The sequence below is a fragment of the Fictibacillus sp. KU28468 genome (assembly GCF_026153615.1).
Taxonomy (GTDB): domain Bacteria; phylum Bacillota; class Bacilli; order Bacillales; family Fictibacillaceae; genus Fictibacillus_C; species Fictibacillus_C marinisediminis.
The window spans coordinates 1421477-1444142 of sequence record NZ_CP110666.1 but is presented as its reverse complement, the minus strand read 5'-3'; the positions used below and the strand labels follow the sequence as shown (position 1 = coordinate 1444142).

Below are 22666 nucleotides of genomic sequence, written 5' to 3'. Positions count from 1 at the left end.
TCCTCAAGCTGCTGTACTCATACTATTACGCACAGAAAAAGCTGGAACTTTGAGGTCCCAGCTTTTACATCAAATCTTTTGCTTTAAATTGATTTCCATTTCTTTTAGGATTCCCGGCTGTACGCTTTCGATGGCAGTTCCTGCAATGGTAAGTGCTTCTTCATATTGGTAATTACGGAAAGCAATTTCCGCTTCGATGAGCCGTACTGAAACAGATGAATAAGAGCTTCTGTACCGGTTTCCATATTGGATAAGCTTTTCTGCCAGCAGCGCTGTTTCGATAATCTCAGCAGTTTCCCTGTATCCCTCTTCAACGGCTTCCAGTGCTTTTTCGAGAACTTCTGTTACATCTGCAATTTCCAAAGGCTTATCATCAAGCCGTTTAGAAACTTCTATAATATAGCTTTCAGCTTTTTCAATCGTGACCAGATAGTGATCAGGAAGTCCTGGCAGGTTGCTTTTTTGTACCATTCTTCTTGCCTCAAGCAGCTTCCTGCGGAGTTCTTTCAACCTTTCTTTTGTCTGTAGCTCATCTTTTCTCAGGCTGATCAGTTTTTCTTGATACTCATGGTTTGATTTTTTCACATCTTCCAGCTGAACCGCCATCTCTTCCATCATTTCACGGATGACCGAATACGAGTCCTTCTTTTCTTCGATAGACTGTTCAATGATGGAGAACCTCGTTTGGAGCTTAGTGAACAATTTTTCTAATCGCTTATGAACTTCTACATCGGAGTGATCAAGCTGGTAGCTGAGCGCTACCATATCAGCTTCAGCACGGATCTTTTCCATATCCAGCTGAAGATCAGAAAGTGATTGAAGGATGACTTCCTTCTCTTTAATCACAAACTGCTTTGAGACCACTTCATTTTCAAGAAGATCGTACAATTGATCGATTTCGGCGTTTAATTGTTCAATGCCTTTTTGCGTTTCATCGATTTCCAGTGCGTATACCTTCTCGAGCAATTTGGTGATCGTCTCATTCATCGCTGTAATTTCTTTATCGATCCCAATGTGATTGAGAACATAGCCTTGCTGTTCCATATCAAAGAATCCATCCTGAAGATCCTTAAGGCTTGAAGGCAAATCAGATAAAAGCATGACTAGCAGTTCAGGAACTGATTCCATTTTCGATCTGGCTTCTTTTAATTTTTCAATACTTTCAACGAGAATTTTTCGGGCTTCGAGGTGGTTGCCCTGTGAGGTCAATTCATCAAACTGAACAAATTTTGCATTGACTTCTGTAAACTCCTCTTCAAACAGTACGGCTGTTTTCCCCAAAGACCGGGAATGTGTCAGAAAGTACTTCTTAGCCTCACTGAATTGTTCCTTGGCCTCAATAATGTCTTCCCTGTTTAATTCTTCGCTTGTGATCAGTTCGTCAATCTCAGCTGATATTGCTTTGATCCGCTCTTCCATGGCTTGCATCCGGGATTCAATATGATGCAGAATCCCTTTTGCCTTTCCAAACCGGTATTTGTCCGCACTTTCCTCGGCATCAAACAGAGCCTCTTCCATATTTGGAAGTTCAACTGTGACCATCTCATCCCAGTCGCTACGCCATGACTCAAATTTCTCTTCTGTTTCACCAACCATTGTAAGCCCTTTGACCTTTGAAATCTCTTCTGTTAGCGGACGGTTCATGATATCCATTTTCCAGGATTCCAGCCGGTCAATCTGCTTATAAATCCGTTTGCGTGAAAAGGAGCCAAAAACAACGACAGCTATTAAAACAACTACTGCGGCAATTATGTATGTCATAGGAAGCACCCTTTCTTCCTTTCTGCAAAACTGCAAAATCTATGTAATAATGATGTTACAATTGTTTAATTTTAATTGTAATAATTAATGAGTGCAATTTTTTTATTGAATGCCAGTGTTTTACAGTGCTTTTCACTTGTCCAAAGCTAACTCAATGTTCTTATGATAACATGTAAAACTGAATTTTGACTAAAAAAAAATGAAAAAAACCATAATTTTTTTCCATAAATATCAAAGCTTTCTTATCCTTTAACAAAACTCAGGAGGTTAACGATGTCTACTTTTTATGATGGCCATGTCCATACCCCGTATTGTCCGCATGGCACCGCCGACCCGATTTCTCTATATATTGAACGGGCAATTGAATTAGGATTATCCGGAATGACCTTTACCGAACACGCCCCCTTGCCTTCAGGGTTCATTGATCCGGTACCAGAAAAAGATTCAGGCATGGAATTAAGCAGGCTATCTTCCTACTTGGACGAACTGGGTGCTGCAAAACAATATTACAGCAAGACGATCTCCATAAATATCGGATTAGAGGTAGACTTTATTGATGGATTTGAAAAGGAAACAAAAGATTTTTTAAATGAAGTCGGTCCCCGGCTTGATGATGCCATTCTTTCCGTCCATTTCATTAAGCAGGAAAGCTCCTATTTCTGCATTGATTACAGCGAGGACATGTTCGGTGAAATGGTTCGTTCATTCGGCAGCACAGACAATGTATACAGTGCCTATTATAAGACACTATCAAAGTCCATCACATCAGACTTGGGAAATTACAAGCCAAAACGGATCGGCCATATGACCCTTGCCCAGAAATTTAAGAAACAGTATCCAACGGATCAATCTTATCAGGAAGAAATCCGAACGATTTTGGAACTGATTAAGCTGCACGGCTATGAACTTGACTACAATGGAGCGGGATTATTCAAGCCATTGTGTGGAGAGTCCTATCCTCCCCATTGGGTGATTGAGGAGGCCATAAAACAGAAAATCCCTTTTGTCTATGGTTCAGATGCCCATAGTGCAAAGGGATTGGGACAAGGCTATGATATACTCATCCACCAAGATCTTTTATCCGTTCCACTTTCCCTGCAAAGAAAATAGCGGATTCTGCACAGCAGACAGAAGCGGATTCTTTTTAGGCGGGATACAAACCGACTGCTCCAGCCATTTATTGATGAAACTTACATAAGACGTAACGAATAAGGGATCATGTGGAGCCGTATAGAAGACTTCAGATATATATAACGGATGAAGGAAAGGCATGATGAGCAGATTTCTCAGCTGCAAAGTCAGGAGCATGACAGGCTGTTTATGAAACTCTCTTCGTTTCATGCCTTTTTCAAATAAGGTGTCATAAAAATATTTTTCTTTAGAGAGGTAAGTGGTCATCACTTCCCTTACTAATGTAGAATCAAGCGTCATTTCCCGATGGACAAAACGTGACAGATCAGGCTGCTTCAGCTGGTAATGCAGGACACTTTCAATCATGGTCAAAAGCTGATCTTTAACTGTATAGTCCATCGATGTATGGTACACCACTTCAATCTTGCGAATATACCCTTCATAAAATGATGAAATCAACTCTTCAAGCAAGCCTTGCTTCCCGCCGAAATGATAGGAAACGAGAGCAAGGTTAACACCGGCCCTCTTGGCAATCTGCCTGACCGAGGTGCCCTGATACCCCTGGTTTGTAAACAATTCAATCGCAGCTTCGGCAATTTTAATTTTGGTAGCCATCTGATCTTTTGACATTTAGTATCCACCACCCTTCTTATTACTTCTTTTTCGTTGGAAAACCTGATATTCCCTTTAATAATCGCTCGACAAATACACCTGTTCGGATGTAATCTTCTACAATTTTTGATAAGATAGGGAAAGACGGCTAGCATAAAAAGGGGGATGTTCATGTTTACAGTCGAAAAATACAGTCAAAATCGCGAAGAGGGATACGATCTGCTCCTCAAGCAGCTCCGTGCTCTTTTAGAAGGGGAGACAAGCATTACTGCTAACCTGGCGAACGCCTCAGCACTTTTAAACCAGTTCCTCCCCGCTATTAATTGGGTTGGATTTTATGAATATGAAGAACTGTCAGACCAGCTCGTCCTCGGACCGTTTCAAGGACTGCCGGCCTGTGTAAGAATTCCTTTGGGAAAAGGTGTCTGCGGTACGGCTGCAAAAGACCAGCAATCACTGGTTGTGGAAGACGTTCACCAGTTTCCCGGGCATATCGCATGCGATGCTGCATCCCGATCTGAGATTGTTGTGCCCATTGTAAAAAATGGCCAGCTGTTTGGCGTGCTTGATATTGACAGCCCTGAAAAAAACAGGTTTGATGAGATCGACAAAGTATGGCTCGAACGGTTTGTTGATGAACTGAACAAGCATATATAGAAAAAAGTAAGCGACCTAAGACGAATTGTGAGTTATTAGATCGTCCTCCGAGGACTAGGGATGATTTCATCATTATGCTGAAAACAAGAAACACGTTTTCAGCCCTGGGCACTGAAGCTAGACATTACTTCTATGTGAAAGAACGGCTCAGGAAAACTTCCGGGCCGTTCTTTTTTTTATCTTACGACCTGATTTTCTTTTTGATAAACACTCTGAAGAGCCTGCTCGAGATCTGCCCATATATCCTGCCAGGCTTCAAGCCCCACGGATAAGCGCAGCAGATTCTGTTTGATCCCCATCTTCTCCCGTTCCTGTTCAGGCACTACGGCATGTGTCATCGTCGCCGGATGCTGGATAAGCGTCTCAGCGTCCCCAAGACTTACAGCAATTTTGACAAGCTTTAATGCATTCATCATCTGCTGAGCTTCCGGCTTGCCTCCTTTTATCAAAAAGCTGATCATTCCGCCTGCCTTTTTCATCTGCCTCTTCCCTGCCTCATACTGAGCAAAGTCCGGATCTCCCGGAAAAAAGATAGACTCAATAGAGGGATGGCGTTTTAAAAGAACAGCAATCCTTTCGGCATTATCACAGTGGCGGTCCATTCTGACAGGCAGCGTTTTAATGCCCCTTAAAAGCAGCCATGCTTCAAAAGGGGACATGATCCCACCGATATCCTTCTGGGCGGTCATTGCAATCTGCTGCATCACGTCCTGCCTTCCAACTGCAACGCCTCCGATGACATCTCCATGGCCGCAAAGATACTTCGTCGCACTGTGCACGACAATGTCACAGCCCATTTTCAGAGGCTGCTGCAAATACGGAGAACAAAACGTGTTGTCCACAATGACTGGAATGTTCTTTTCTCTGGCAACTCTAGACACCATTTCTAAATCTACAAGTTTCATTGTCGGGTTGATCGGCGACTCGATGTAAATAAGTGAGGTGTTAGGCAAAATCGCAGCTTCTAAAGCGGCTTCATTCTCCATTAGAATAAGGGAGTGCCCGATCTGAAGATGATCTTCCATATATTGCAGAAGCCCGAAGGTACATCCATAGACCCCTTCCGAACAAAGGATATGGTCCCCTGTTTTCAACAGGCCGAGCAATACTGCTGATACTGCGGCCATACCGGATGCAAAAGCCAGACCCTTCTCCCCGCCTTCCAGTTCTGCCATTCGCTCCTCAAACATAACCACTGTCGGATTTTTCAGCCGGGAATAAACATATCCTGCTTCATTTCCAGCAAATCTCCGCTCGCCCGTTTCTGCATCCGGAAAAACAAAAGTCGAGGTCTGGTAGATCGGCGGAGACAGACTTCCTCCATGCTTGCTGTCCTCATACCCAGCGTGTATGGCATTGGTTTCAAAATACTTGGACTTCATAGATATGCACCCCTTTTTTTATTTGTAAGCGCTTTCTATAAACCTTCTCCCACAGAAACGCAATTCCTTCCACTTTGCCATTATTGTATTCAGCCATCACTGCCATGGCGCCTTTATATTAAGACTAGCCCTTGACTTGTTTCCCGAAAAAACATATACTAATCTTTGTGTAAAATAAAGCGGCACTGTGTTCGTCATTTGTTTTATTTTGTTACATGTTTGAAGAAGCATGGTATATCTCGTAGCTTCAAAGGCTGCTGAAGTGAAGGTATAGGCAAATAAAATATGCAGATGAAAAGAAAACAGTCACTGTTGTGTTTTACTAAAACAAAACAAGTGAAGGAGGAGTCATTCATGGCTCGATATACTGGCTCTACATGGAAGATTTCCCGTCGTTTAGGTATTTCCCTAAGCGGAACTGGAAAAGAATTAGCAAAGCGTCCTTACGCTCCAGGACAACATGGTCCTAACCAACGTAAAAAACTTTCTGAATACGGTTTACAATTACAAGAGAAGCAAAAGCTTCGTCATATGTATGGTGTAAACGAGCGTCAATTCCGCCGTATCTTCAATGATGCAGGCAAAATGACAGGAATTCATGGTGAAAACTTCATGATCCTTCTTGAGTCTCGTTTAGACAGCATCGTTTACCGTCTTGGTCTTGCTCGCACTCGCCGTGCAGCTCGTCAATTGGTAAACCATGGCCATGTTACTGTAAACGGAAAGCGCGTTGATATTCCATCTTTCCGCGTAGCACCTGGTTCAGTTATCGGTGTTCGTGAAAAGTCACAAAACCTTAGCGCTATTAAAGAAGCAATCGAAGTGAACAACTTTGTTCCTGACTTCTTGACTTTTGACGAAAACAAACTAGAAGGTACATTCACTCGCTTACCAGAGCGTTCTGAATTACCGGCTGAAATTTCAGAACAGCTTATCGTTGAGTACTACTCTCGTTAAGTTTAAGAAAACGCTCCGTTTTTACGGGGCGTTTTTTTTTATTATGTGGCGGGAGGTTCATTTATTCTCGAAATAGACCACTTTATTCTTAAAACAAACCAATTTATTCTCAAAACAGCACCTTTTATTCTCAAACACAATATCCCCGACACGTTTCGACTGATTTTGATACATTCTTTTTGTCGAATTGAATTGCACTTTCCCTCCACCAAAGTTTAATAAAAAAAGAACCGACCCCTGAGTCCGGGCCGGTTCTGCTTTAATATCTATTCTTAGTATCGGATCAAGAAATATTTCTTCTTCCCTCTTCTGATGACGACGAATCGATCATCAATACGAGAGCTTCTTCCCACCACTTTTTCAAGGTCCTGGCAACGTTCGCCATTGATTGAGATCGCTCCATTGGTTATATCCTCACGAGCTTGGCGTTTTGATGGAGAAATTTTACTTGCTACAAGCAGGTCGATCAGACCGATATCCTCTTTAGACTCCATTTCAAAGGAAGGCACGTCTTTAAAGCCTTGCTCAATTTCAGCTCCAGTCAATTCAGAAAGCTGTCCGCTGAACAGTGCCTGAGAGATTTTGATGGCTTGTTCCAATGACTGTTCTCCATGCACAAGAGCAGTCAATTCTTCTGCAAGCGCCTTTTGCGCGGCACGTTTTTCAGGGGCGCTCTGCACTTGTTCAATAAGTTCGTTGATCTCTTCATGACTCTTGAATGAGAAGTACTTCAAGAATTTAATCACATCACGGTCATCCGTGTTGATCCAGAATTGATAGAACTCGTAAGGAGTGGTTTTCTCCGGATCAAGCCAGATCGCTCCGCCTTCTGTTTTCCCGAATTTCGTTCCATCACTCTTCGTTACGAGCGGGATGGTTAATCCGAATGCTCTCTCTTCTTCTCCGGCTTTGCGGATCAATTCCAGACCAGCTGTGATGTTGCCCCATTGGTCGCTTCCGCCAAGTTGCATCCGGCACCCTTCCTGGCGGTACAATTGAAGGAAGTCATAAGACTGAAGGATCATGTACGTAAACTCTGTAAAAGAAATCCCAGCTTCCAAACGGGATTCTACGGAATCTTTTGCAAGCATATAGTTCAGCGGAAAGTATTTCCCTACATCACGCAAGAATGAAATAACGTCCATGCTGCCGATCCACTCATAGTTGTTGGCGATTTTCGCAGGATTATCCTGAGCGTTAAAGTCCAAAAACTTAGAAAGCTGCTGTTTAATTCGTTCGCTCCATTGTTGAACCACACCTGCCTCATTTAACGTCCGCTCTGCCTTCTTCCCGCTTGGGTCCCCAATCATTCCTGTCGCTCCTCCCACAAGAGGGATCGGCTGATGGCCTGCCTGCTGAAGGCGCCGCATCGTCATGATCACAAGCAAATGGCCCACATGCAGGCTGTCTGCTGTCGGGTCAAAACCGCAATAAAAAGGGGTTTTTCCGCTCTGCAGCTTTTCTTCCAAACCTTCCCGGTCAGTCACTTGATTGATGAGACCTCGAAATTCCAAGTCTTGTAAAATTGTCATTATAGTTGCTCCTTTCAGTTTCTGGATGAAGACAAATAAAAAACGCCCCTGTAATAAGGGACGTGATTACCGCGGTACCACCCTCGTTGAAGGAAACGTATTTCCTCCCACTCATATCCATTAACGGCTTTTCAACCGGTCTTTGCTACTTTCATTTCACAAAGAAAGCTCCAGGGTGTAATTCATAAACTGTCTATGTACTGGTTTGCAGCGGCCACCAGCTTTCTGTAACAGGGAGACGGTTACTACTAAATCCTATCTTCGCTTCTGTTTTATCCAATTGACATATATTCTTCATTTTTACCACAGGTTATACGCATTGTCAATTCCTCATCCACTGACAAAATTGTCTTAAGTCCCCCTTCAAACGACATGGGATATGATATAATTAGTCAGATAGGGGGGAATTTACAAATGTCTCATCTAGAGGAAATTAAGGAAAAATGGAGGCGCTTTATTGCGTATCTAAATGAGAAAAAAATTATACAGGCCGCAGATAAAACATACACATTCACCTGGAACTTATTCTTAATTATCGTGGTATTGTTCTTGCTTGGCGGCTGTTTGGCTGCTGGAGCAGGGGCTGGCTTTCTGGCCTCGCTTGTAAAAAACGAGCCAGTCAGAGCTTACAGCACCATGAAGAATGACATTTACAATTACGAAGAAACGAGTACGATGTATTTTGACAAAGATCAACTGATCGGCAAGCTGCGTGCTGACCTTGACCGCCAGGAGGTTCCTTTAAAGGAAATCTCACCATTCGTAAAAGATGCCGTTATTTCAACGGAGGATCAATATTTCTATGAGCATGACGGCATTGTTCCAAAGGCTATCCTCCGGGCAACGCTTCAGGAAGTAACAGGCTCCAATAACCGTTCGGGCGGGAGTACTCTTACTCAGCAGCTCATTAAAAACCAGATCTTAACGAACGAGGTTTCCTTCGACAGAAAAGCGAAAGAAATCCTGCTCGCACTCAGACTCGAGCACTTGTTTACAAAAGAGCAAATCCTTGAAGCATATTTAAACATCGTTCCATTCGGACGTAACTCATCCGGCAGAAACGTAGCCGGCATCCAGGCGGCCTCTCAGGGAGTTTTCGGTGTTGACGCTGACAAACTGAACTTGCCGCAGGCAGCTTTCCTTGCAGGCATGCCGCAAAACCCGTTTGTATATTCTCCATTTACACAACAAGGAGCAGTTAAAAAAGATATTACATATGGTACCAACCGCATGAAAACGGTTTTGAACCGCATGCTGACAAATGGAGCCATAACACCTGAACAATACGATAAAGCACTGAAATATAATGTGAGAAAACACTTTGTAACGAAGAAGGAATCTTCTTACGAAAAATATCCTTACTTAAGCATTGAAGTCGAGCGCCGTTCAGCAGATATCCTTGCAAGACTCGCCGCTAAAAAAGACGGCAAGAACTTTGACAAGCTTAAGCAGAACACAAAAGATGAATACCGTCAGAATGCTTTTGTACAGCTGCGCCAAAAAGGCCTGAAAATTCATACGAAAATCAATAAAAAGATCTATGAGGAAATGGAGAAAACAGCGAAGAACAAATATCTCTTCGGCTCTACTCACCTCGTCCGCGTGAAGAACGCCAAAGGAAAATGGATCTATGAAAAGCAGCCGCAGGAAGTAGGCTCCATACTGATTGAAAATAAAACAGGAGCTATCATCAGCTTTGTCGGAGGGCGTGATTACAACCGTGAACAGCTGAACCATGCAACTCAGGCATTAAGACAGAATGGTTCAACGATGAAGCCGCTGCTCGCATATGCTCCGGCCATTGAGGAAGGTAAAGTGCAGCCGGGTTACATCATTCCTGATACACCGCTGACCATTGGCAAATACGCACCAAACAACTATGATAACCGTTTTCATGGACTCCTTTCCGCAAGGACCGCACTTGCCAAGTCTTATAATATTCCTGCACTGCGCAGCTTCATGAGAGCGAATCGGGCCGATGCCTTCAATCGATTGGAGAAAATGGGATTCACAACAATTACTGATACAGACAGATCGGCTACATCTGTTGCCATCGGCGGGTTGACCCACGGAGTAACCGTAGAAGAGAATACGAACGCTTTCGCAACCTTTGCTAACCAAGGCAAGTTTGTGGATGCCTACCTTATTGAAAAAATTGAAGACAAACATGGAAAAGTTCTATATAAACATAAATCTAAGCCGGTGCCAGTATATTCTCCGCAAACCTCTTATCTTATCCTTGATATGATGAGGGATGTACTGAAGCCAGGCGGAACCGCAGCAAGCATTCCAGGCAGACTGAACTTTTATGCAGATTGGGCCGGAAAAACCGGTACCACATCCTCTGCCAAGGATTCTTGGTTTGTAGCGACAAATCCTAACGTAACGCTTGGTGTATGGCACGGATATGATAAACCTGAAGCACTTCCAACAGGACAACAGCATATTAGCCAGACCCTGTGGGCAGCTTTTGCCAATGATGCCTATAAATACGCGCCATCACTCATGGCCCCGAAGCATCGTTTCTCCATGCCTTCGGGAATCGTCAGGAAAGAAATTTGCGGAATCTCCGGAAAACTTCCGTCTGATCTCTGCCGGTCAGCAGGTCTTGTAACAACAGATCTATTCAATGTAAAATATGCTCCAGATTCAACAGATAACAGCATGGATACCGGGCTTTATGTTATTGCAAACGGAAAGAAATACAAAGCGTCCGAATCGACACCAAAAGAATTTACTCAAAAAGGCGTCCTCATTGACGATGCGCTGTTTGACGGAGTCGACTTGAAGAAAGTGACCGGAGAAGAAAATTCTGACCATCTTCTTCCTAAGACAAACCTTCCAGAGAACGGAAAAAACCCTGATACAGTCAGCGGACTGTCATCCAAAGGCGGGAAGCTATCCTGGTCTGCGTCAGGAGAAAGTGATGTAGTCGGCTACCGTGTCTATTATTCTGCTAGCGGAAACGGTCCGTTTAAGAAAATCGGCAGTCTAACATCAGATAAAACCTCTCTATCTGCCCCATCAGGCGTGCTGTATGTTACAGCAGTAGACGTCTCGGGCAAGGAATCGGCGCCATCTGAGAAGATTAAAAGCGGCAAAGAAAAAGCAGATCCAAAGAAACCAGACAAACCGGGAACGGATGACAAAAAAACGGATGATCCAACGGCAGGCAAAAAGCCGAAGGATCCTCCTCCCCAAAATGATGATAAAAAGAAACCAAAAAAGCCCGCGAATTAATTCGCGGGCTTTTTGCTTTAAATGATTAGTCTTCCATCGTGGATAAGTCGCCAGTCGGCAGATCCAATTCCCATGCCTTGAGTACACGGCGCATGATCTTGCCGCTTCTTGTCTTAGGCAGCTTGTCTCTGAACTCGATTTCTCTTGGAGCAGAGTGAGCGGCCAAACCAGATTTCACAAACGATCTGATTTCCTGAATCAATTCTTCGCTCGGAGAATAACCCTCACGGAGTGCGATGAATGCTTTAATGACTTCACCGCGAACCGGGTCTGGCTTCCCGATTACCCCCGCCTCGGCAACTGCAGGGTGTTCGACAAGCTTGCTTTCTACCTCAAAAGGCCCTACCCTTTCACCTGATGTCATAATGACATCATCAATACGGCCTTGGAACCAGAAGTAGCCGTCCTCATCCATATAGGCTGAGTCTCCAGACACATACCAGCCGCCAGGGGTAAAGTAAGATTCATATTTTTGCGGATTGTTCCAGATCGCTCTCATCATGGAAGGCCATCCTTTTTTAATCGCCAGGTTCCCCATTCGGTTAGGCGGCAGGATATTATCCTGATCATCGATGATAGCCGCTTCAATGCCCGGGAATGGTTTGCCCATTGAGCCCGGCTTAACTTCAACTGCCGGGAAATTGCTGATGAGCTGAGCTCCTGTTTCCGTCATCCACCAGTTATCATGGATGCGCAGGTTAAAGACCTTCATGCCCCAGCGGACTACTTCAGGATTCAGCGGCTCACCAACACTCAGGATGTGCCGGAGCGAAGAAAGATCAAAGCGTTTTACGACCTCATCCCCGGCTCCCATAAGCATACGGAATGCGGTTGGTGCACTGTACCAAACCGTTACGCCATACTTTGCGATCGTACCGTACCAATCTTCCGGGCTAAACCTGCCGCCCCGGACCACATTGGAGGCACCGTTCAGCCAAGGCCCGAAAATACCATAGGAGGTTCCTGTCACCCAGCCGGGATCGGCCGTGCACCAGTAAACATCCGATTCTTTAAGATCAAGTACCCATTTAGCGGTCTGATAATGCTGAATCATCGCATTATGAACATGGAGGACGCCTTTTGGTTTACCGGTTGAGCCTGATGTATAGTGAAGGATCAGCCCGTCTTCACGGTCTACCCATTCCAAATCGAGCTCCTTGTCCGCTTTTTCCATTCGGCTGAAATAATCGACATACGGCCCTTCTTCCTTCACGTCCTCACCAACGAGCACAACGTGTTTTAAATAAGGAAGTTCACTGACTGGCACGCGCTCCAAAAGCTGAGGAGTTGTGATCAGTACTTTAGCTTCGCTGTCTTCCAGACGGTCTCTGACTGCCCCTTCCATAAATGCTTCAAACAGCGGGCCGACGATGGCTCCCAGTTTGATTGCCCCGAGCAGTGAAAAATACAGCTCAGGAGAACGCGGCATAAAAATAAACACCCTGTCCCCTTTTTCAACATCAAGCTGGCGGAGCATATTGCCGGCCCGATTAGATTGTTCCTTCATCTCTTTAAATGTATACTTCTCGTCTCTTTTCTGATCTGAGAAATAAAGTGCTACTTTATTTTTTCTATCGCCTTCTGCATGTCTGTCAACCGCTTCATAGGCTAGATTGACTCGCCCCGTTTCATACCAGGAAAATTCTTTTTCTATGCTTTTCCAGTCAAATGCGTCATATGCTGCTTGATAGTCTTCAAGGTTAAAGTTACCCTTTACACTCGGAAGCGTTTCCACTTTCATTAGCCAATCTCCTCCTATGCCAAGATATTCAAAGCCATTATATCATAATCGTTCTAAATTTTTAAATTTATTAGAATTGTCACACCAAATAAGTTGAAAGCCCTTACAAATGGCCTTGTTTATGTATAATAGAATTGGATAACTTTCAAATTGGGTGGTGTATAAATGAACCATAAGAAAACATACAACTGCCTTGCCATTGATACACCTTTGGGCAAGGTCATTATCGAAGGGCCGATTTCGCCTGAACATCTGGCAGGCTACGAGTTTCATGCCGGCTTAAAGGCGTTCAGGCCACCGCACCAGCAGCGTGAAGCTCTCATTGAGATTGCAGGACTTGATGAAGGAAGAATCATAATCGCCAGAAATAAAGAGACAATTATCGGCTATGTGACCTATGTCTATCCTGATCCGATGGAAAGATGGTCACAAGGAAACATGGAGAACCTGCTTGAACTCGGTGCCATTGAAGTCATTGCGGATTACCGCAACTGTAAAATAGGGAAAAGCCTATTAAAAGTATCGATGATGGATGATGCGATGGAAGATTATATCATTATCACAACGGAATATTATTGGCATTGGGATCTGAAAGGAACCGGCTTGTCGGTTTGGGATTACAGGAAAGTGATGGAGAAAATGATGAATGCCGGAGGCCTGGAATATATGGCAACAGACGATCCGGAGATCAGCTCACACCCCGCAAACTGTTTAATGGTCAGGATCGGAAAGAGAATAACGATGAATTCTGTACAGCAATTCGATAAAATCCGTTTCCAGAACCGCTTTATGTATTGACCGGAGAAAGGAGAAATAAAGATGATTGTTCAGGACATGATGAATAAACAGGCTGTTACAGCCATGCCACAAACTACGATTAAGGAAGCTCTGCTTCTTTTAAAAACTCACCGCATCCGCCATTTGCCGATTGTTGATGAAGAAGGATTGCTTGTCGGCATTATTTCTGATCGTGATTTAAGAGACGCCAGCCCGTCCATCTTTGATGCTGCCGATCATCCTGAAGAATTTCAGCGGCCCGTTTCTGAGATAATGAAACGTGATGTGATCACTGCACATTCACTTGATTTTGCCGAAGACCTTCTTGGTGTTTTTTACGAGCATCAGATCGGCTGCATCCCCGTCCTTGAGAAGAAAAAACTGGTAGGGGTCATCACTGAACGGGACATGCTGTACACTCTCATACAGCTTACAGGTGCCCATCAGCCCAGCTCACACCTTGAGGTTAAGGTTGAAAATATCGCTGGCAAACTGGCTGATGTTGCTTCTCTGATCAAGAATTTTAAAATTAACATCAACAGTGTTCTCGTCTATCCGGACAAACAAGAAGAACACCAAAAGATTCTGGTGTTCCGGATCGGGACAATGAATCCATACCGCATCGCTTCTGAACTAAGGCAGAATGGTTATGACGTCATTTGGCCGCAGGAACCGGAAGTGGAAAGATGAAGAAACCGGTTTTTATCTATTCCGAGGACATGCTTCGTTATAAATTCAATGAAGATCATCCCTTTAACCAGCTGCGTGTCCAATTAACATATGAACTTCTGCGTTCTTCCGGTGCCTTGGAGGACAGCCAGATCGTAAAACCGAGGATGGCTACAGACGAAGAAATCAGCCTCATACATGACGAAGCATATATTGAGGCAGTAAAAAAAGCAGGCGAAGGAACATTGAACGCTGTTTCCGCTGAAAATTACGGCCTTGGAACAGAGGACACGCCCATTTTTCCCGGCATGCATGAAGCCAGTGCACTTATTGTCGGAGCTACCTTAACTGCTGCAGATATGGTCATGGACGGCAAAGCTTCTTATGGTTTCAACGCCAGCGGAGGCCTTCATCACGGATTCAGAGGGAAGGCCTCCGGTTTTTGCGTCTATAATGACTGCGCGGTGGCTATTGCATATTTAAAAAAGAAGTATGGCGTGAAAGTACTGTATGTGGATACTGATGCCCATCACGGTGACGGAGTCCAATGGGCGTTTTATGAGGATCCGGATGCCTGTACGCTATCCATTCATGAAACAGGCAGATACCTGTTTCCCGGAACCGGAAATGTGACAGAAAAAGGCCAGAGTGACGGATACGGCTACTCTTTCAATTTACCGGTAGACGCCTTTACGGAAGATGAGTCCTGGCTCAGCCTCTATGAAACCGCCCTGAATGAAGTAACCGCCTTCTTTAAGCCCGATGTGATCCTCACCCAGAACGGTGCTGACGCCCACTACCTTGACCCGCTGACACACCTGTCAGTTACGATGAACTCGTTCCACGCCATACCGAGGATCGCGAAAAAAGCAGCAGACCGGTACTGCGGTGGAAAATGGATTGCTACAGGAGGCGGCGGATATGACATCTGGCGTGTCGTGCCGCGGGCATGGTCGGAAATCTGGCTTGCCATGAACGATATCGACTTAAAAGGATCTTTGCCGATGGAGTGGGTGGAAAAGTGGCAAAAACAAGCACCTGTCACGCTTCCTCTTACTTGGGAGGATCCTGACAAGCTGTATAAACCGATTCCCCGCAAACAGGAGATCACAGAAAAAAATGCGCTGACCCTTTCAAAGGCACTTCACCATATTCGGGATTATACAAAAAACACCTGATGGAATCTCTCTATCAGGTGTTTCATTTTTTCTATTAAATTGTCTTTAGCATTTCTTCAACAATGGAGGATGATCGTTCGGCAGCAAGCTTAGTGAATTCTGTGAAATTTACCGTTGCTTCCCCGTTGGCTTTGTCTGAAATCGAACGAATGACCACAAACGGAACATCATTTAAAAAGGCAGTCTGCGCTACAGCTGAGCCTTCCATCTCAATACATGCGCCATCAAACTGCTGAAAATACTTTTCAACGGTCTCCCGGCTGGCAATGAATTGATCCCCGCTTAAAATTCTTCCTTTGCGGACATGAATATCCCGTATCTTTGCAGCTGCCTGTTCAGCAAGCTCAACAAGGCTCGGACAAGCTGTAAAATCAGATTCATAATCGAACATCGGTATCATTCCCTGTGGAAAATGCGGCCCAAGAGCCGAAGCATCCATATCATGCTGCAGTGCGCTGGTGGAGATGACAATATCCCCAATCTCAAGCTCAGGATGAAGAGCTCCTGCAACTCCTGTAAATAAAATATGAGTCACTTTAAAACGGTCGATCAAAACCTGTGTGGTAATCGCAGCATTCACTTTTCCCACACCTGATTTACAAAGGACCACTTCTTTAGTTCCATAGGTGCCTTCATAATATTTACCTTTGACATGAACGCTTTCCCCATAAATATCAAGGGCTTGTCTCATGTAATGAATTTCTTCATCCATGGCCCCAATTATGCCAATTCTCAATTCTTCTCCCACCTTTATCTTCTTGGCTTTGTTAAAAGGGCTGATTTGTGAAACAAATGAAGCGCCAGAAAAGCAGATGGGCAGAAGCTTGCTTTTTCCCTTCTGTTTTTCAGAGGCGCTTCAATCACACCAATTTTATTAATCGTTGTTCTTTGTTGTGTTGCGGAACTGAATACGGTGAGGAAGAACGACTGTGTTCTCTTCCACCTTTTCTTTGTTCATCAATTTTGTCAATAGGCGCATCGCAACTGCACCGATATCATACATCGGCTGTACGACGGTTGAAAGGGTTGGTCTGACCATGGTTGCAAGCCTTGTATTGTCAAAACCGATTACTTCAAGGTCCCCCGGTACAGTCAATCCTTTATCCTGTGCGCCGTGGATAACACCAAGTGCCATTTCATCTGTGCCGACAAAAATCGCTGTAGGCATGTTTCCACTCTCAAGGAATGTTTCAACTGCTTCAATACCGGAATCATACGTGTAATCACCGACAAAAATCTGCTTTTCGTCAACTGTTTTTCCTGCGTCCTCCATCGCTTTACGGAAACCCGTAAACTTATGGTAGCCATTGATCGGGTCTTCAAGTGGACCAGTGACCATAGCTACTGATTCATGGCCAGATTTCAGAAGATGCTCCACTGCATCATACACGGCTTGCTGATAGTCAATGTTAACGGATGGTATTTCCTTTTCCATATCAACCGTTGCAGCCATTACAACCGGCACAGGGGATTTTTTAAATTCTTCTACAAGCTCTTCTGTAATTTTACCGCCCATAAAAACGATTCCATCCACTTGCTTGCCAAGCAATGTATTGAGAAGGTGTATTTCTTTTTCTTTGTTTTGATCCGAATTACACAAAATAATATTGTATTTATACATCGTAGCAATGTCTTCAATTCCACGGGCAAGTTCAGCGAAAAAGATGCTTGCAATATCAGGGATGATCACACCTACTGTTGTTGTCTTCTTGCTCGCAAGTCCTCTTGCAACAGCATTAGGACGGTATCCTAGGCGTTCGATTGCTTCAAGCACCTTTTTTCTTGTAGATGGTTTTACATTCGGGTTTCCATTTACGACACGTGAAACAGTTGCCATAGAGACTCCTGCTTCACGGGCGACATCATAAATTGTTGTATTCAATTTGATAATCCTCCTTTAATTCCACAATCCAGACAGGTTATGTAATGTTATTGATATCATACAGTAAAGGACTGCAGTTAGGCAACGAAAAGCAGTGACAGCGCTGTAATCCAGCGGGGAAAAGTGAATATTTTACAAATTCTTTTGTATAGTTTTCTCCATTCCCCGTAAGTACATACAAAACAGCAAAAACCGGCTGAAATCAGCCGGTTAATTTTACTGTTATTTTGTTTCTTGGTTTGGGACAATTTTTCCGTCTTTAAAGAATCGGAGCAAGTCTCCATAAACCACTTTATCTGACAGATTCAGGTCTTTTTCAGCCTTTTCTTTTGCAGGCTTACATAGCTTATTAGCCACTTCTTTTCCATCTGTCTGATTGTAGCATTTTTCTTTTTCTCCGGAATAAACATAATCTTTCGAAATCGCACTTCCGTCCCTTTGAACGGTGAAATCATCACGTTCAGGAGAGAAAAGGTCAGAGCCGAACTGAATATCACCTTTTGTTTTTATACCGAGCAGATGCAGAATGGTCGGTTTCAAATCAACCTCTCCGCCGATCGTATGCATCGTTTTTCCTTTTTGGCCCGGAACATGAATGAACAATGGTGTTTTTTGAAGCTTAAGATGCTCATAAGGTGTAACTTCTTTTCCTAAAATCTTACTCATCGCTTTATTATGGTTTTCTGAAATACCATAATGGTCTCCGTACAAGATGACAACTGAGTTATCATAAAGCCCTGAAGCTTTCAGCTGCTGGAAGAACTGTTTTAATGCCTCATCCTGGTATCGAGCGGTAACAAAGTAATTATCCACTGTAGGATCTCCTGTGTTAGCCGGCTGGATCGACTTTTCCTGATCATTGTTCAAAATGAAAGGATGATGATTTGTCAATGTGATGAATTTACTGTAGAACGGCTGTTTGAGATTTTCAAGCATCGGCATGGATTGCTTGAAGAACTCCTTATCTTTTAAGCCATAGTTTACTGAGTTCTGGTCCGTAACATGGAAATAAGGCTTTGAATAAAACTTGTTGTAGCCTAACGTATCATACATAATATCGCGGTTCCAGAAGCTTTTATTGTTTGCATGGAAAACGACCGGATTGTAGCCCCTCTGTTTTACAATTTCAGGTGTTGCATGAAATTTGTTTTGAGCTTTTGTCGTATAAACGGCACCGCCTGGCAGCCCATATAACGAGTTATCAATCAAAAACTCTGCATCGGACGTTTTACCCTGTCCGGTATTATGATAAAAATTATCAAAGTAATAACTGCTTTTCGTTAAATCGTTCAAAAATGGCGTTACTTCCTGCCCATTTATTTTCTTGTTGATCAGGAAGTTCTGTGTTGATTCCATCGACACGAGGATTACGTTCTTTCCTTTCGCCGCACCAAACATTTTATCATCTGGTTTTTTATAATCGGAATCCACATAATTCTTAACGTCTGAAAGGTCGTTGCTGTCAGCTAACGCCCGCTGTGTTGACGATTTCGTGCTCATTACTGCGTCATATACATGATAATTGTATATCCCCATTAGCTTTACAAGAATGGCACGGTCAAACGTCCTTGTTAACAACTCTGGACGCTGAATTTCTGCCATGCCGATGTTGGCAATAAAGATACTTAAAGCAGATGCAAATACAAGGCCAATGGTTTTCTTTTTAATCTTTTCAGCAGGCTTAACTTTTTTAAGCAATACGATGGTCAATAACAGTAGAAAGTCCAAGAAATATAGAACATCAAGCGGGTGCATTAAGCTTTGTGCGCTGCCGCCGAGATCCCCAAAGTTCTTAAATTGAAACAGTACTGGAATGGTAATAAAATCATCAAAAAACCGATGGTATACAACATTCGCATATAAAATAAATGACATGATAAAGTGAATGGTTAATAATGCTTTATTTCTGCTCTTTGCCGGTGCAAACAAACTCAAGCCCAGAAAGAAAATCGCAGAACTTAGCGGTGTAATCACCAAAATGATCTGCTGCATAACATTTTCAAGATCAAGATTTAATCCAAATTGAAAAGCTAAGTAGGATTTAATCCAAAGCATTGTTACGGCAAGCAGGAAAAAATGCAATGATTGTTTCGTTGTTGTTTTTGTGTTTGACTCAAGGTTTTTCATCAAGTTTTCCCTCCTCTAAAAGGTAAGGACATTGCTACAAATTGACCAATTTGCAGTCGTTTTCTGGTTCACCCTACCCATTATACGCAGATCAAACAAGAAGTAAAAATACCTTTATCTTGATTATCATGCAAATAAACATTCATATGAAGATAGCACATGTCTGACTGGAGCGATTCTTTAAATTCCTTACATATGCTCTTTTATGCTCAGGTATTGCTGTTTTTCTTTTCCTTTATATTCATGGCCAGCCATATTAATGAAAAAACCCTCCACTAGGGAGAGTTTTTTGGTTAGGCTGTTTTCGTAACCTTTGTTGCTCTTAGGAGTAGTTGATTTCCGTTTCAGGATGCTCGCTTTTACCGGCGTAAACGCCTACTTTCGCAGGGCGGGCGCTAAAGCCTTACCGGTGCCAGCGCCTACTTTCTCGGCGCATGGCGCCTGTGGGTCTCACCTGTTAAGCGTAGATTCCCGTTCTATTATATAAACCGCTGCTGCTTAGCTCATCGACAAACAGTTGAAATTCTTGAGGATTCATTTGCTGTGCCGAATCGGATAAGGCAAGCTCAGGATGAGGATGAACTTCTGCCATAATGCCGTCTGCACCGATTGCCAGCGCTGCCTTTGCAGAAGGAACGAGCAGATCCTTCCTTCCGGTCGAATGGGTAACATCCACAAAGACTGGGAGGTGCGTCTCTTGCTTAAGAATCGGAACAGCAGTAATGTCCAATGTATTTCTCGTCGCTTTCTCATAGGTCCTTATTCCGCGCTCACATAAAATGATCTGATCATTTCCGCTTGCCATGACATATTCAGCACTATAAATAAATTCCTCAATGGTAGCCGCAAGTCCACGCTTTAACAGGACTGGCTTGCTCATTTTGCCGGCTTCTTTCAGCAGTTCAAAGTTTTGCATATTCCTTGCACCAATTTGAATGATATCCAAATACTCTTCGGCCGCCCCAAGGTCTCTGGGGTCAACGATCTCGCTTATAACAGCCAAGCCATGTTTGTTACCGGCTTGCCTCAATAACTTAAGACCCTCAATTCCCAGACCTTGAAAATCATAAGGTGACGTTCTTGGCTTGAAAGCTCCGCCTCGCATAAACGTAAGTCCCTGTGCTTTTACAGCTTTAGCCGCTTCATCCAGCTGCTGTTCACTTTCGACTGCACATGGACCGGCGATCAGATGGGGAATACCATTCCCAATCTTTTCTCCTTTGATCGAAAATACCGTGTTTTCAGGATGTCTTTTTCTTGAAACAAGAAGATGGCGGGCTTGCATTTGATCAAGATTCTGTCCAGCATCTTCGAGTGCTTTAATAATGTTCAATAGCACGTTTTTGCACAAAGGCCCTTCCTTTTGCTTTTTGGCCTTATCACGCAGTGCAATCGTACTTTCCAGCCTTAGGGATTCATTCTCTTGCAGCATCGCTTCCCGTCTATTCAACAGGTCCAGCAGCTGCAGGTCCAGACCTTTCACCAGGTCTCTCAGCTCGTCTAACTTACCTATGCTCATGTTAACCTCTCCTATGCTCTGTTTTTAAAACACATACATTATAGTCGAAACCAAGGGGAACTGTCACCTGTAAAAATATAAAAAAACCTGTTTTGCTCGGCTGAATCCGGGCAAAACAGGGATATATTATTGATTAACCTTATCCTGCAGCACAGAATAGGTGATGGACCAATGGGAATCGTTCCATTTTACCTCACCATTCTCAAAAAGCAAGACCTGAGGAGATTCATGTTTGATTCCATAAGCCTCGGCAATTTCATTGGAAAGCGGCCGCGCTTCCTGAACGTTCAAGTAGTATAAGTTCCCACTTTGATCTTCAGCAAATTTTTTGTACTCTTCAAAAGCCGCATGACTGATCGGGCAAGTTGTGCTGTTCTTCAGTACAAACACTCTCCCATTTTCGCTTATCGCCTTTTTAAAAGCTTCTGAATCTGAAATTTTCGTTAATGGCATATCGTTTCCTCCTTTATATAAAAAAAAACGGAGAAGATCATCTTCTCCGCTTATCATTTCACATTTATTCAAATGGTATCAATATTTTTGCTCAACAAGTTCTTCTTCAGTTACCGTATTCGGCTGACGGTTAACTTCAGTTTCTGCTTGGCTTGTAATTTCACCATATGCATCAGCACTCTCATCCATCACATCTTTGCCTTTATTTCTCCAATTATCAAGGTCTCGGCGGATGCTGGTCGTTAACTCCTTCACCTTGCCAGCCACTTGATTGGACTGCTCGGAAACGGTACGAGCAATATTGGATGATTTATCTTTCGCCATCGCAGACCATTCAGTGCTCTTATCCTTAATTGTGCCTGCCTGCTCATTGATGTCATTCCTTAATTCCTTACCGCTTTTAGGAGCCATCAATAGTGCAGAAGCAGCACCTACAATTCCACCCACAAGAGCACCAATAATAAAATCTTTACTGTTAATGTTTTGGTTGTTGTTTTCGTTACTCATGATTCTCCTCCTTATTGGTATTGTTTTCTTCGGGAAGATTCCAATTTGGATTTTTTCATCTTCCATTTTTCCCAAAGGTTGATTGCAACGTTACCCCATTGAACCGCCTTGGAAATATTCTCAGACTGCCGCTCAGCACCAGTAGAAATTTTCTCTGTTACTTTGCGGACAGATTGATTCACATTATGAATAGAGCTTCCTAAATCCTGTACGGCAGAAAACACGGTATTCAAGGAATCTGCCTTGGTTTGGACATCTTCAGCAAGTTTGTTTGTTTTGTGAAGCAGCTGAGCTGTCTCTGAAGTCACTCCGTTTAATTGGGTTTCTAGCCCATCTAATGTTTTCGCTACGTTATCAAGTGTTCCCTGCAAGGATTTTAAAGTACGGGCTAAGAAAAACACGAGGACAACAAATGCGAGGGCAATGATGGCGACACTTATTGGAATCAGTACGTTCATATTTCCGCGACACCTCCTGATATGATTGGTTTTAAAATTACCCTATGCCCATAAAACTAAACATGTATCCTACTATTCTACAA

Annotated in this window: 19 protein-coding genes and 1 other annotated feature; of the genes, 7 read left to right on the top strand and 12 right to left on the bottom strand. The window is 43.5% G+C overall.

Translation table 11 applies throughout. The features are described 5' to 3' along the window. Positions 1 to 69: 69 nt before the first annotated feature. Positions 70 to 1761, bottom strand: a complete 1692-nt coding sequence (gene ezrA / locus OKX00_RS07420; protein ID WP_053357552.1) for a septation ring formation regulator EzrA — start codon at positions 1759 to 1761, stop codon at positions 70 to 72. A gap of 273 nt (positions 1762 to 2034) precedes the next feature. Here ezrA and hisJ point away from each other — a divergent pair, with 273 nt between their 5' ends. Continuing rightward, positions 2035 to 2871, top strand: coding sequence for a histidinol-phosphatase HisJ (gene hisJ, locus OKX00_RS07415; RefSeq protein WP_265409975.1), 837 nt, complete (start codon positions 2035 to 2037; stop codon positions 2869 to 2871). Here the strand turns inward: hisJ and refZ are convergent. Then, the gene (gene refZ / locus OKX00_RS07410; protein WP_265409974.1) at positions 2839 to 3522 is read right to left on the bottom strand and encodes a forespore capture DNA-binding protein RefZ; all 684 of its coding nucleotides are present in this window, start codon (positions 3520 to 3522) and stop codon (positions 2839 to 2841) included. The two genes, hisJ and refZ, sit on opposite strands and share 33 nt — an antisense overlap. A gap of 153 nt (positions 3523 to 3675) precedes the next feature. Between refZ and OKX00_RS07405 the strand changes: the two genes are divergently transcribed. Beyond that, the gene (locus OKX00_RS07405; RefSeq protein ID WP_062233787.1) at positions 3676 to 4161 is read left to right on the top strand and encodes a GAF domain-containing protein; all 486 of its coding nucleotides are present in this window, start codon (positions 3676 to 3678) and stop codon (positions 4159 to 4161) included. Positions 4162 to 4337: 176 nt separating this feature from the next. Here OKX00_RS07405 and megL read toward each other — a convergent pair whose 3' ends face one another. Then, positions 4338 to 5549 carry a methionine gamma-lyase gene (gene megL / locus OKX00_RS07400; RefSeq protein ID WP_156418984.1) on the bottom strand — a complete coding sequence of 404 codons (1212 nt, stop codon included), beginning with the start codon at positions 5547 to 5549 and terminating at the stop codon, positions 4338 to 4340. Positions 5550 to 5897: 348 nt separating this feature from the next. On the opposite strand from megL, the gene rpsD reads away from it, so the two are divergent. Next, the gene (gene rpsD, locus OKX00_RS07395) at positions 5898 to 6500 is read left to right on the top strand and encodes a 30S ribosomal protein S4 (protein WP_053357547.1); all 603 of its coding nucleotides are present in this window, start codon (positions 5898 to 5900) and stop codon (positions 6498 to 6500) included. A 272-nt stretch (positions 6501 to 6772) separates the two neighbouring features. On the opposite strand, the gene tyrS is transcribed toward rpsD, so the two are convergent. Continuing rightward, positions 6773 to 8032, bottom strand: coding sequence for a tyrosine--tRNA ligase (tyrS, locus tag OKX00_RS07390; protein WP_053357546.1), 1260 nt, complete (start codon positions 8030 to 8032; stop codon positions 6773 to 6775). Positions 8033 to 8085: 53 nt separating this feature from the next. Further along, positions 8086 to 8303 (bottom strand) — a binding site (T-box leader). 143 nt (positions 8304 to 8446) lie between these two features. Between tyrS and OKX00_RS07385 the strand changes: the two genes are divergently transcribed. After that, positions 8447 to 11272 (top strand): transglycosylase domain-containing protein, encoded by a 2826-nt coding sequence (locus OKX00_RS07385; RefSeq protein ID WP_265409973.1) that lies wholly within the window; start codon positions 8447 to 8449, stop codon positions 11270 to 11272. Positions 11273 to 11297: 25 nt separating this feature from the next. Here OKX00_RS07385 and acsA read toward each other — a convergent pair whose 3' ends face one another. Beyond that, complete coding sequence (gene acsA, locus OKX00_RS07380) at positions 11298 to 13013, bottom strand: acetate--CoA ligase (protein WP_256226302.1); 1716 nt, start codon at positions 13011 to 13013, stop codon at positions 11298 to 11300. A gap of 165 nt (positions 13014 to 13178) precedes the next feature. On the opposite strand from acsA, the gene OKX00_RS07375 reads away from it, so the two are divergent. Genes OKX00_RS07375 through OKX00_RS07365 form a run of 3 tightly spaced genes read left to right on the top strand, consistent with a single transcriptional unit; the run spans position 13179 to position 15637 of the window. Further along, a complete protein-coding gene (locus tag OKX00_RS07375) occupies positions 13179 to 13811 on the top strand; it encodes a GNAT family N-acetyltransferase (RefSeq protein ID WP_053357543.1) in 633 nt (210 codons plus the stop codon). Positions 13812 to 13832: 21 nt separating this feature from the next. Continuing rightward, complete coding sequence (locus OKX00_RS07370; protein WP_265409972.1) at positions 13833 to 14480, top strand: acetoin utilization AcuB family protein; 648 nt, start codon at positions 13833 to 13835, stop codon at positions 14478 to 14480. Then, positions 14477 to 15637, top strand: coding sequence for an acetoin utilization protein AcuC (locus OKX00_RS07365; protein ID WP_265409971.1), 1161 nt, complete (start codon positions 14477 to 14479; stop codon positions 15635 to 15637). Before OKX00_RS07370 ends, OKX00_RS07365 begins: the two co-directional genes overlap by 4 nt. 34 nt (positions 15638 to 15671) lie before the next feature. Here OKX00_RS07365 and OKX00_RS07360 read toward each other — a convergent pair whose 3' ends face one another. The 7 genes from OKX00_RS07360 to OKX00_RS07330 all read right to left on the bottom strand — a co-directional run bounded on the left by OKX00_RS07360 (position 15672) and on the right by OKX00_RS07330 (position 22583). Continuing rightward, positions 15672 to 16373, bottom strand: coding sequence for a 5'-methylthioadenosine/adenosylhomocysteine nucleosidase (locus OKX00_RS07360; RefSeq protein ID WP_265409970.1), 702 nt, complete (start codon positions 16371 to 16373; stop codon positions 15672 to 15674). Between the two features lie 138 nt (positions 16374 to 16511). Next, positions 16512 to 17519, bottom strand: coding sequence for a catabolite control protein A (gene ccpA / locus OKX00_RS07355; protein ID WP_053357540.1), 1008 nt, complete (start codon positions 17517 to 17519; stop codon positions 16512 to 16514). A gap of 222 nt (positions 17520 to 17741) precedes the next feature. After that, on the bottom strand, positions 17742 to 19646 hold the full coding sequence (locus tag OKX00_RS07350) for an LTA synthase family protein (RefSeq protein ID WP_265410492.1): 1905 nt from the start codon (positions 19644 to 19646) through the stop codon (positions 17742 to 17744). Positions 19647 to 20103: 457 nt separating this feature from the next. Beyond that, entirely contained in the window at positions 20104 to 21165 is a 1062-nt protein-coding gene (locus tag OKX00_RS07345; RefSeq protein ID WP_265409969.1) for a bifunctional 3-deoxy-7-phosphoheptulonate synthase/chorismate mutase, read from the bottom strand. Positions 21166 to 21291: 126 nt separating this feature from the next. Then, positions 21292 to 21618: a bacillithiol system redox-active protein YtxJ gene (ytxJ, locus tag OKX00_RS07340; RefSeq protein WP_265409968.1), complete on the bottom strand. Its 327-nt coding sequence runs from the start codon at positions 21616 to 21618 to the stop codon at positions 21292 to 21294. A gap of 78 nt (positions 21619 to 21696) precedes the next feature. Beyond that, positions 21697 to 22125, bottom strand: coding sequence for a YtxH domain-containing protein (locus tag OKX00_RS07335; RefSeq protein WP_265409967.1), 429 nt, complete (start codon positions 22123 to 22125; stop codon positions 21697 to 21699). A gap of 11 nt (positions 22126 to 22136) precedes the next feature. After that, a complete protein-coding gene (locus OKX00_RS07330) occupies positions 22137 to 22583 on the bottom strand; it encodes a DUF948 domain-containing protein (RefSeq protein WP_265409966.1) in 447 nt (148 codons plus the stop codon). Positions 22584 to 22666: the final 83 nt, after the last annotated feature.

Bases quoted from the DNA above. Each gene is read 5' to 3' on its own strand.
- OKX00_RS07330 (WP_265409966.1), bottom strand. From the start codon at position 22,583: ATGAACGTACTGATTCCAATAAGTGTCGCCATCATTGCCCTCGCATTT.
- refZ (WP_265409974.1), bottom strand. From the start codon at position 3,522: ATGTCAAAAGATCAGATGGCTACCAAAATTAAAATTGCCGAAGCTGCG.
- acsA (WP_256226302.1), bottom strand. From the start codon at position 13,013: ATGAAAGTGGAAACGCTTCCGAGTGTAAAGGGTAACTTTAACCTTGAA.
- OKX00_RS07350 (WP_265410492.1), bottom strand. From the start codon at position 19,646: ATGAAAAACCTTGAGTCAAACACAAAAACAACAACGAAACAATCATTG.
- tyrS (WP_053357546.1), bottom strand. From the start codon at position 8,032: ATGACAATTTTACAAGACTTGGAATTTCGAGGTCTCATCAATCAAGTG.
- rpsD (WP_053357547.1), top strand. From the start codon at position 5,898: ATGGCTCGATATACTGGCTCTACATGGAAGATTTCCCGTCGTTTAGGT.
- OKX00_RS07385 (WP_265409973.1), top strand. From the start codon at position 8,447: ATGTCTCATCTAGAGGAAATTAAGGAAAAATGGAGGCGCTTTATTGCG.
- OKX00_RS07345 (WP_265409969.1), bottom strand. From the start codon at position 21,165: ATGAGCATAGGTAAGTTAGACGAGCTGAGAGACCTGGTGAAAGGTCTG.
- OKX00_RS07335 (WP_265409967.1), bottom strand. From the start codon at position 22,125: ATGAGTAACGAAAACAACAACCAAAACATTAACAGTAAAGATTTTATT.
- ytxJ (WP_265409968.1), bottom strand. From the start codon at position 21,618: ATGCCATTAACGAAAATTTCAGATTCAGAAGCTTTTAAAAAGGCGATA.
- ezrA (WP_053357552.1), bottom strand. From the start codon at position 1,761: ATGACATACATAATTGCCGCAGTAGTTGTTTTAATAGCTGTCGTTGTT.
- hisJ (WP_265409975.1), top strand. From the start codon at position 2,035: ATGTCTACTTTTTATGATGGCCATGTCCATACCCCGTATTGTCCGCAT.
- OKX00_RS07370 (WP_265409972.1), top strand. From the start codon at position 13,833: ATGATTGTTCAGGACATGATGAATAAACAGGCTGTTACAGCCATGCCA.
- OKX00_RS07375 (WP_053357543.1), top strand. From the start codon at position 13,179: ATGAACCATAAGAAAACATACAACTGCCTTGCCATTGATACACCTTTG.
- OKX00_RS07365 (WP_265409971.1), top strand. From the start codon at position 14,477: ATGAAGAAACCGGTTTTTATCTATTCCGAGGACATGCTTCGTTATAAA.
- OKX00_RS07405 (WP_062233787.1), top strand. From the start codon at position 3,676: ATGTTTACAGTCGAAAAATACAGTCAAAATCGCGAAGAGGGATACGAT.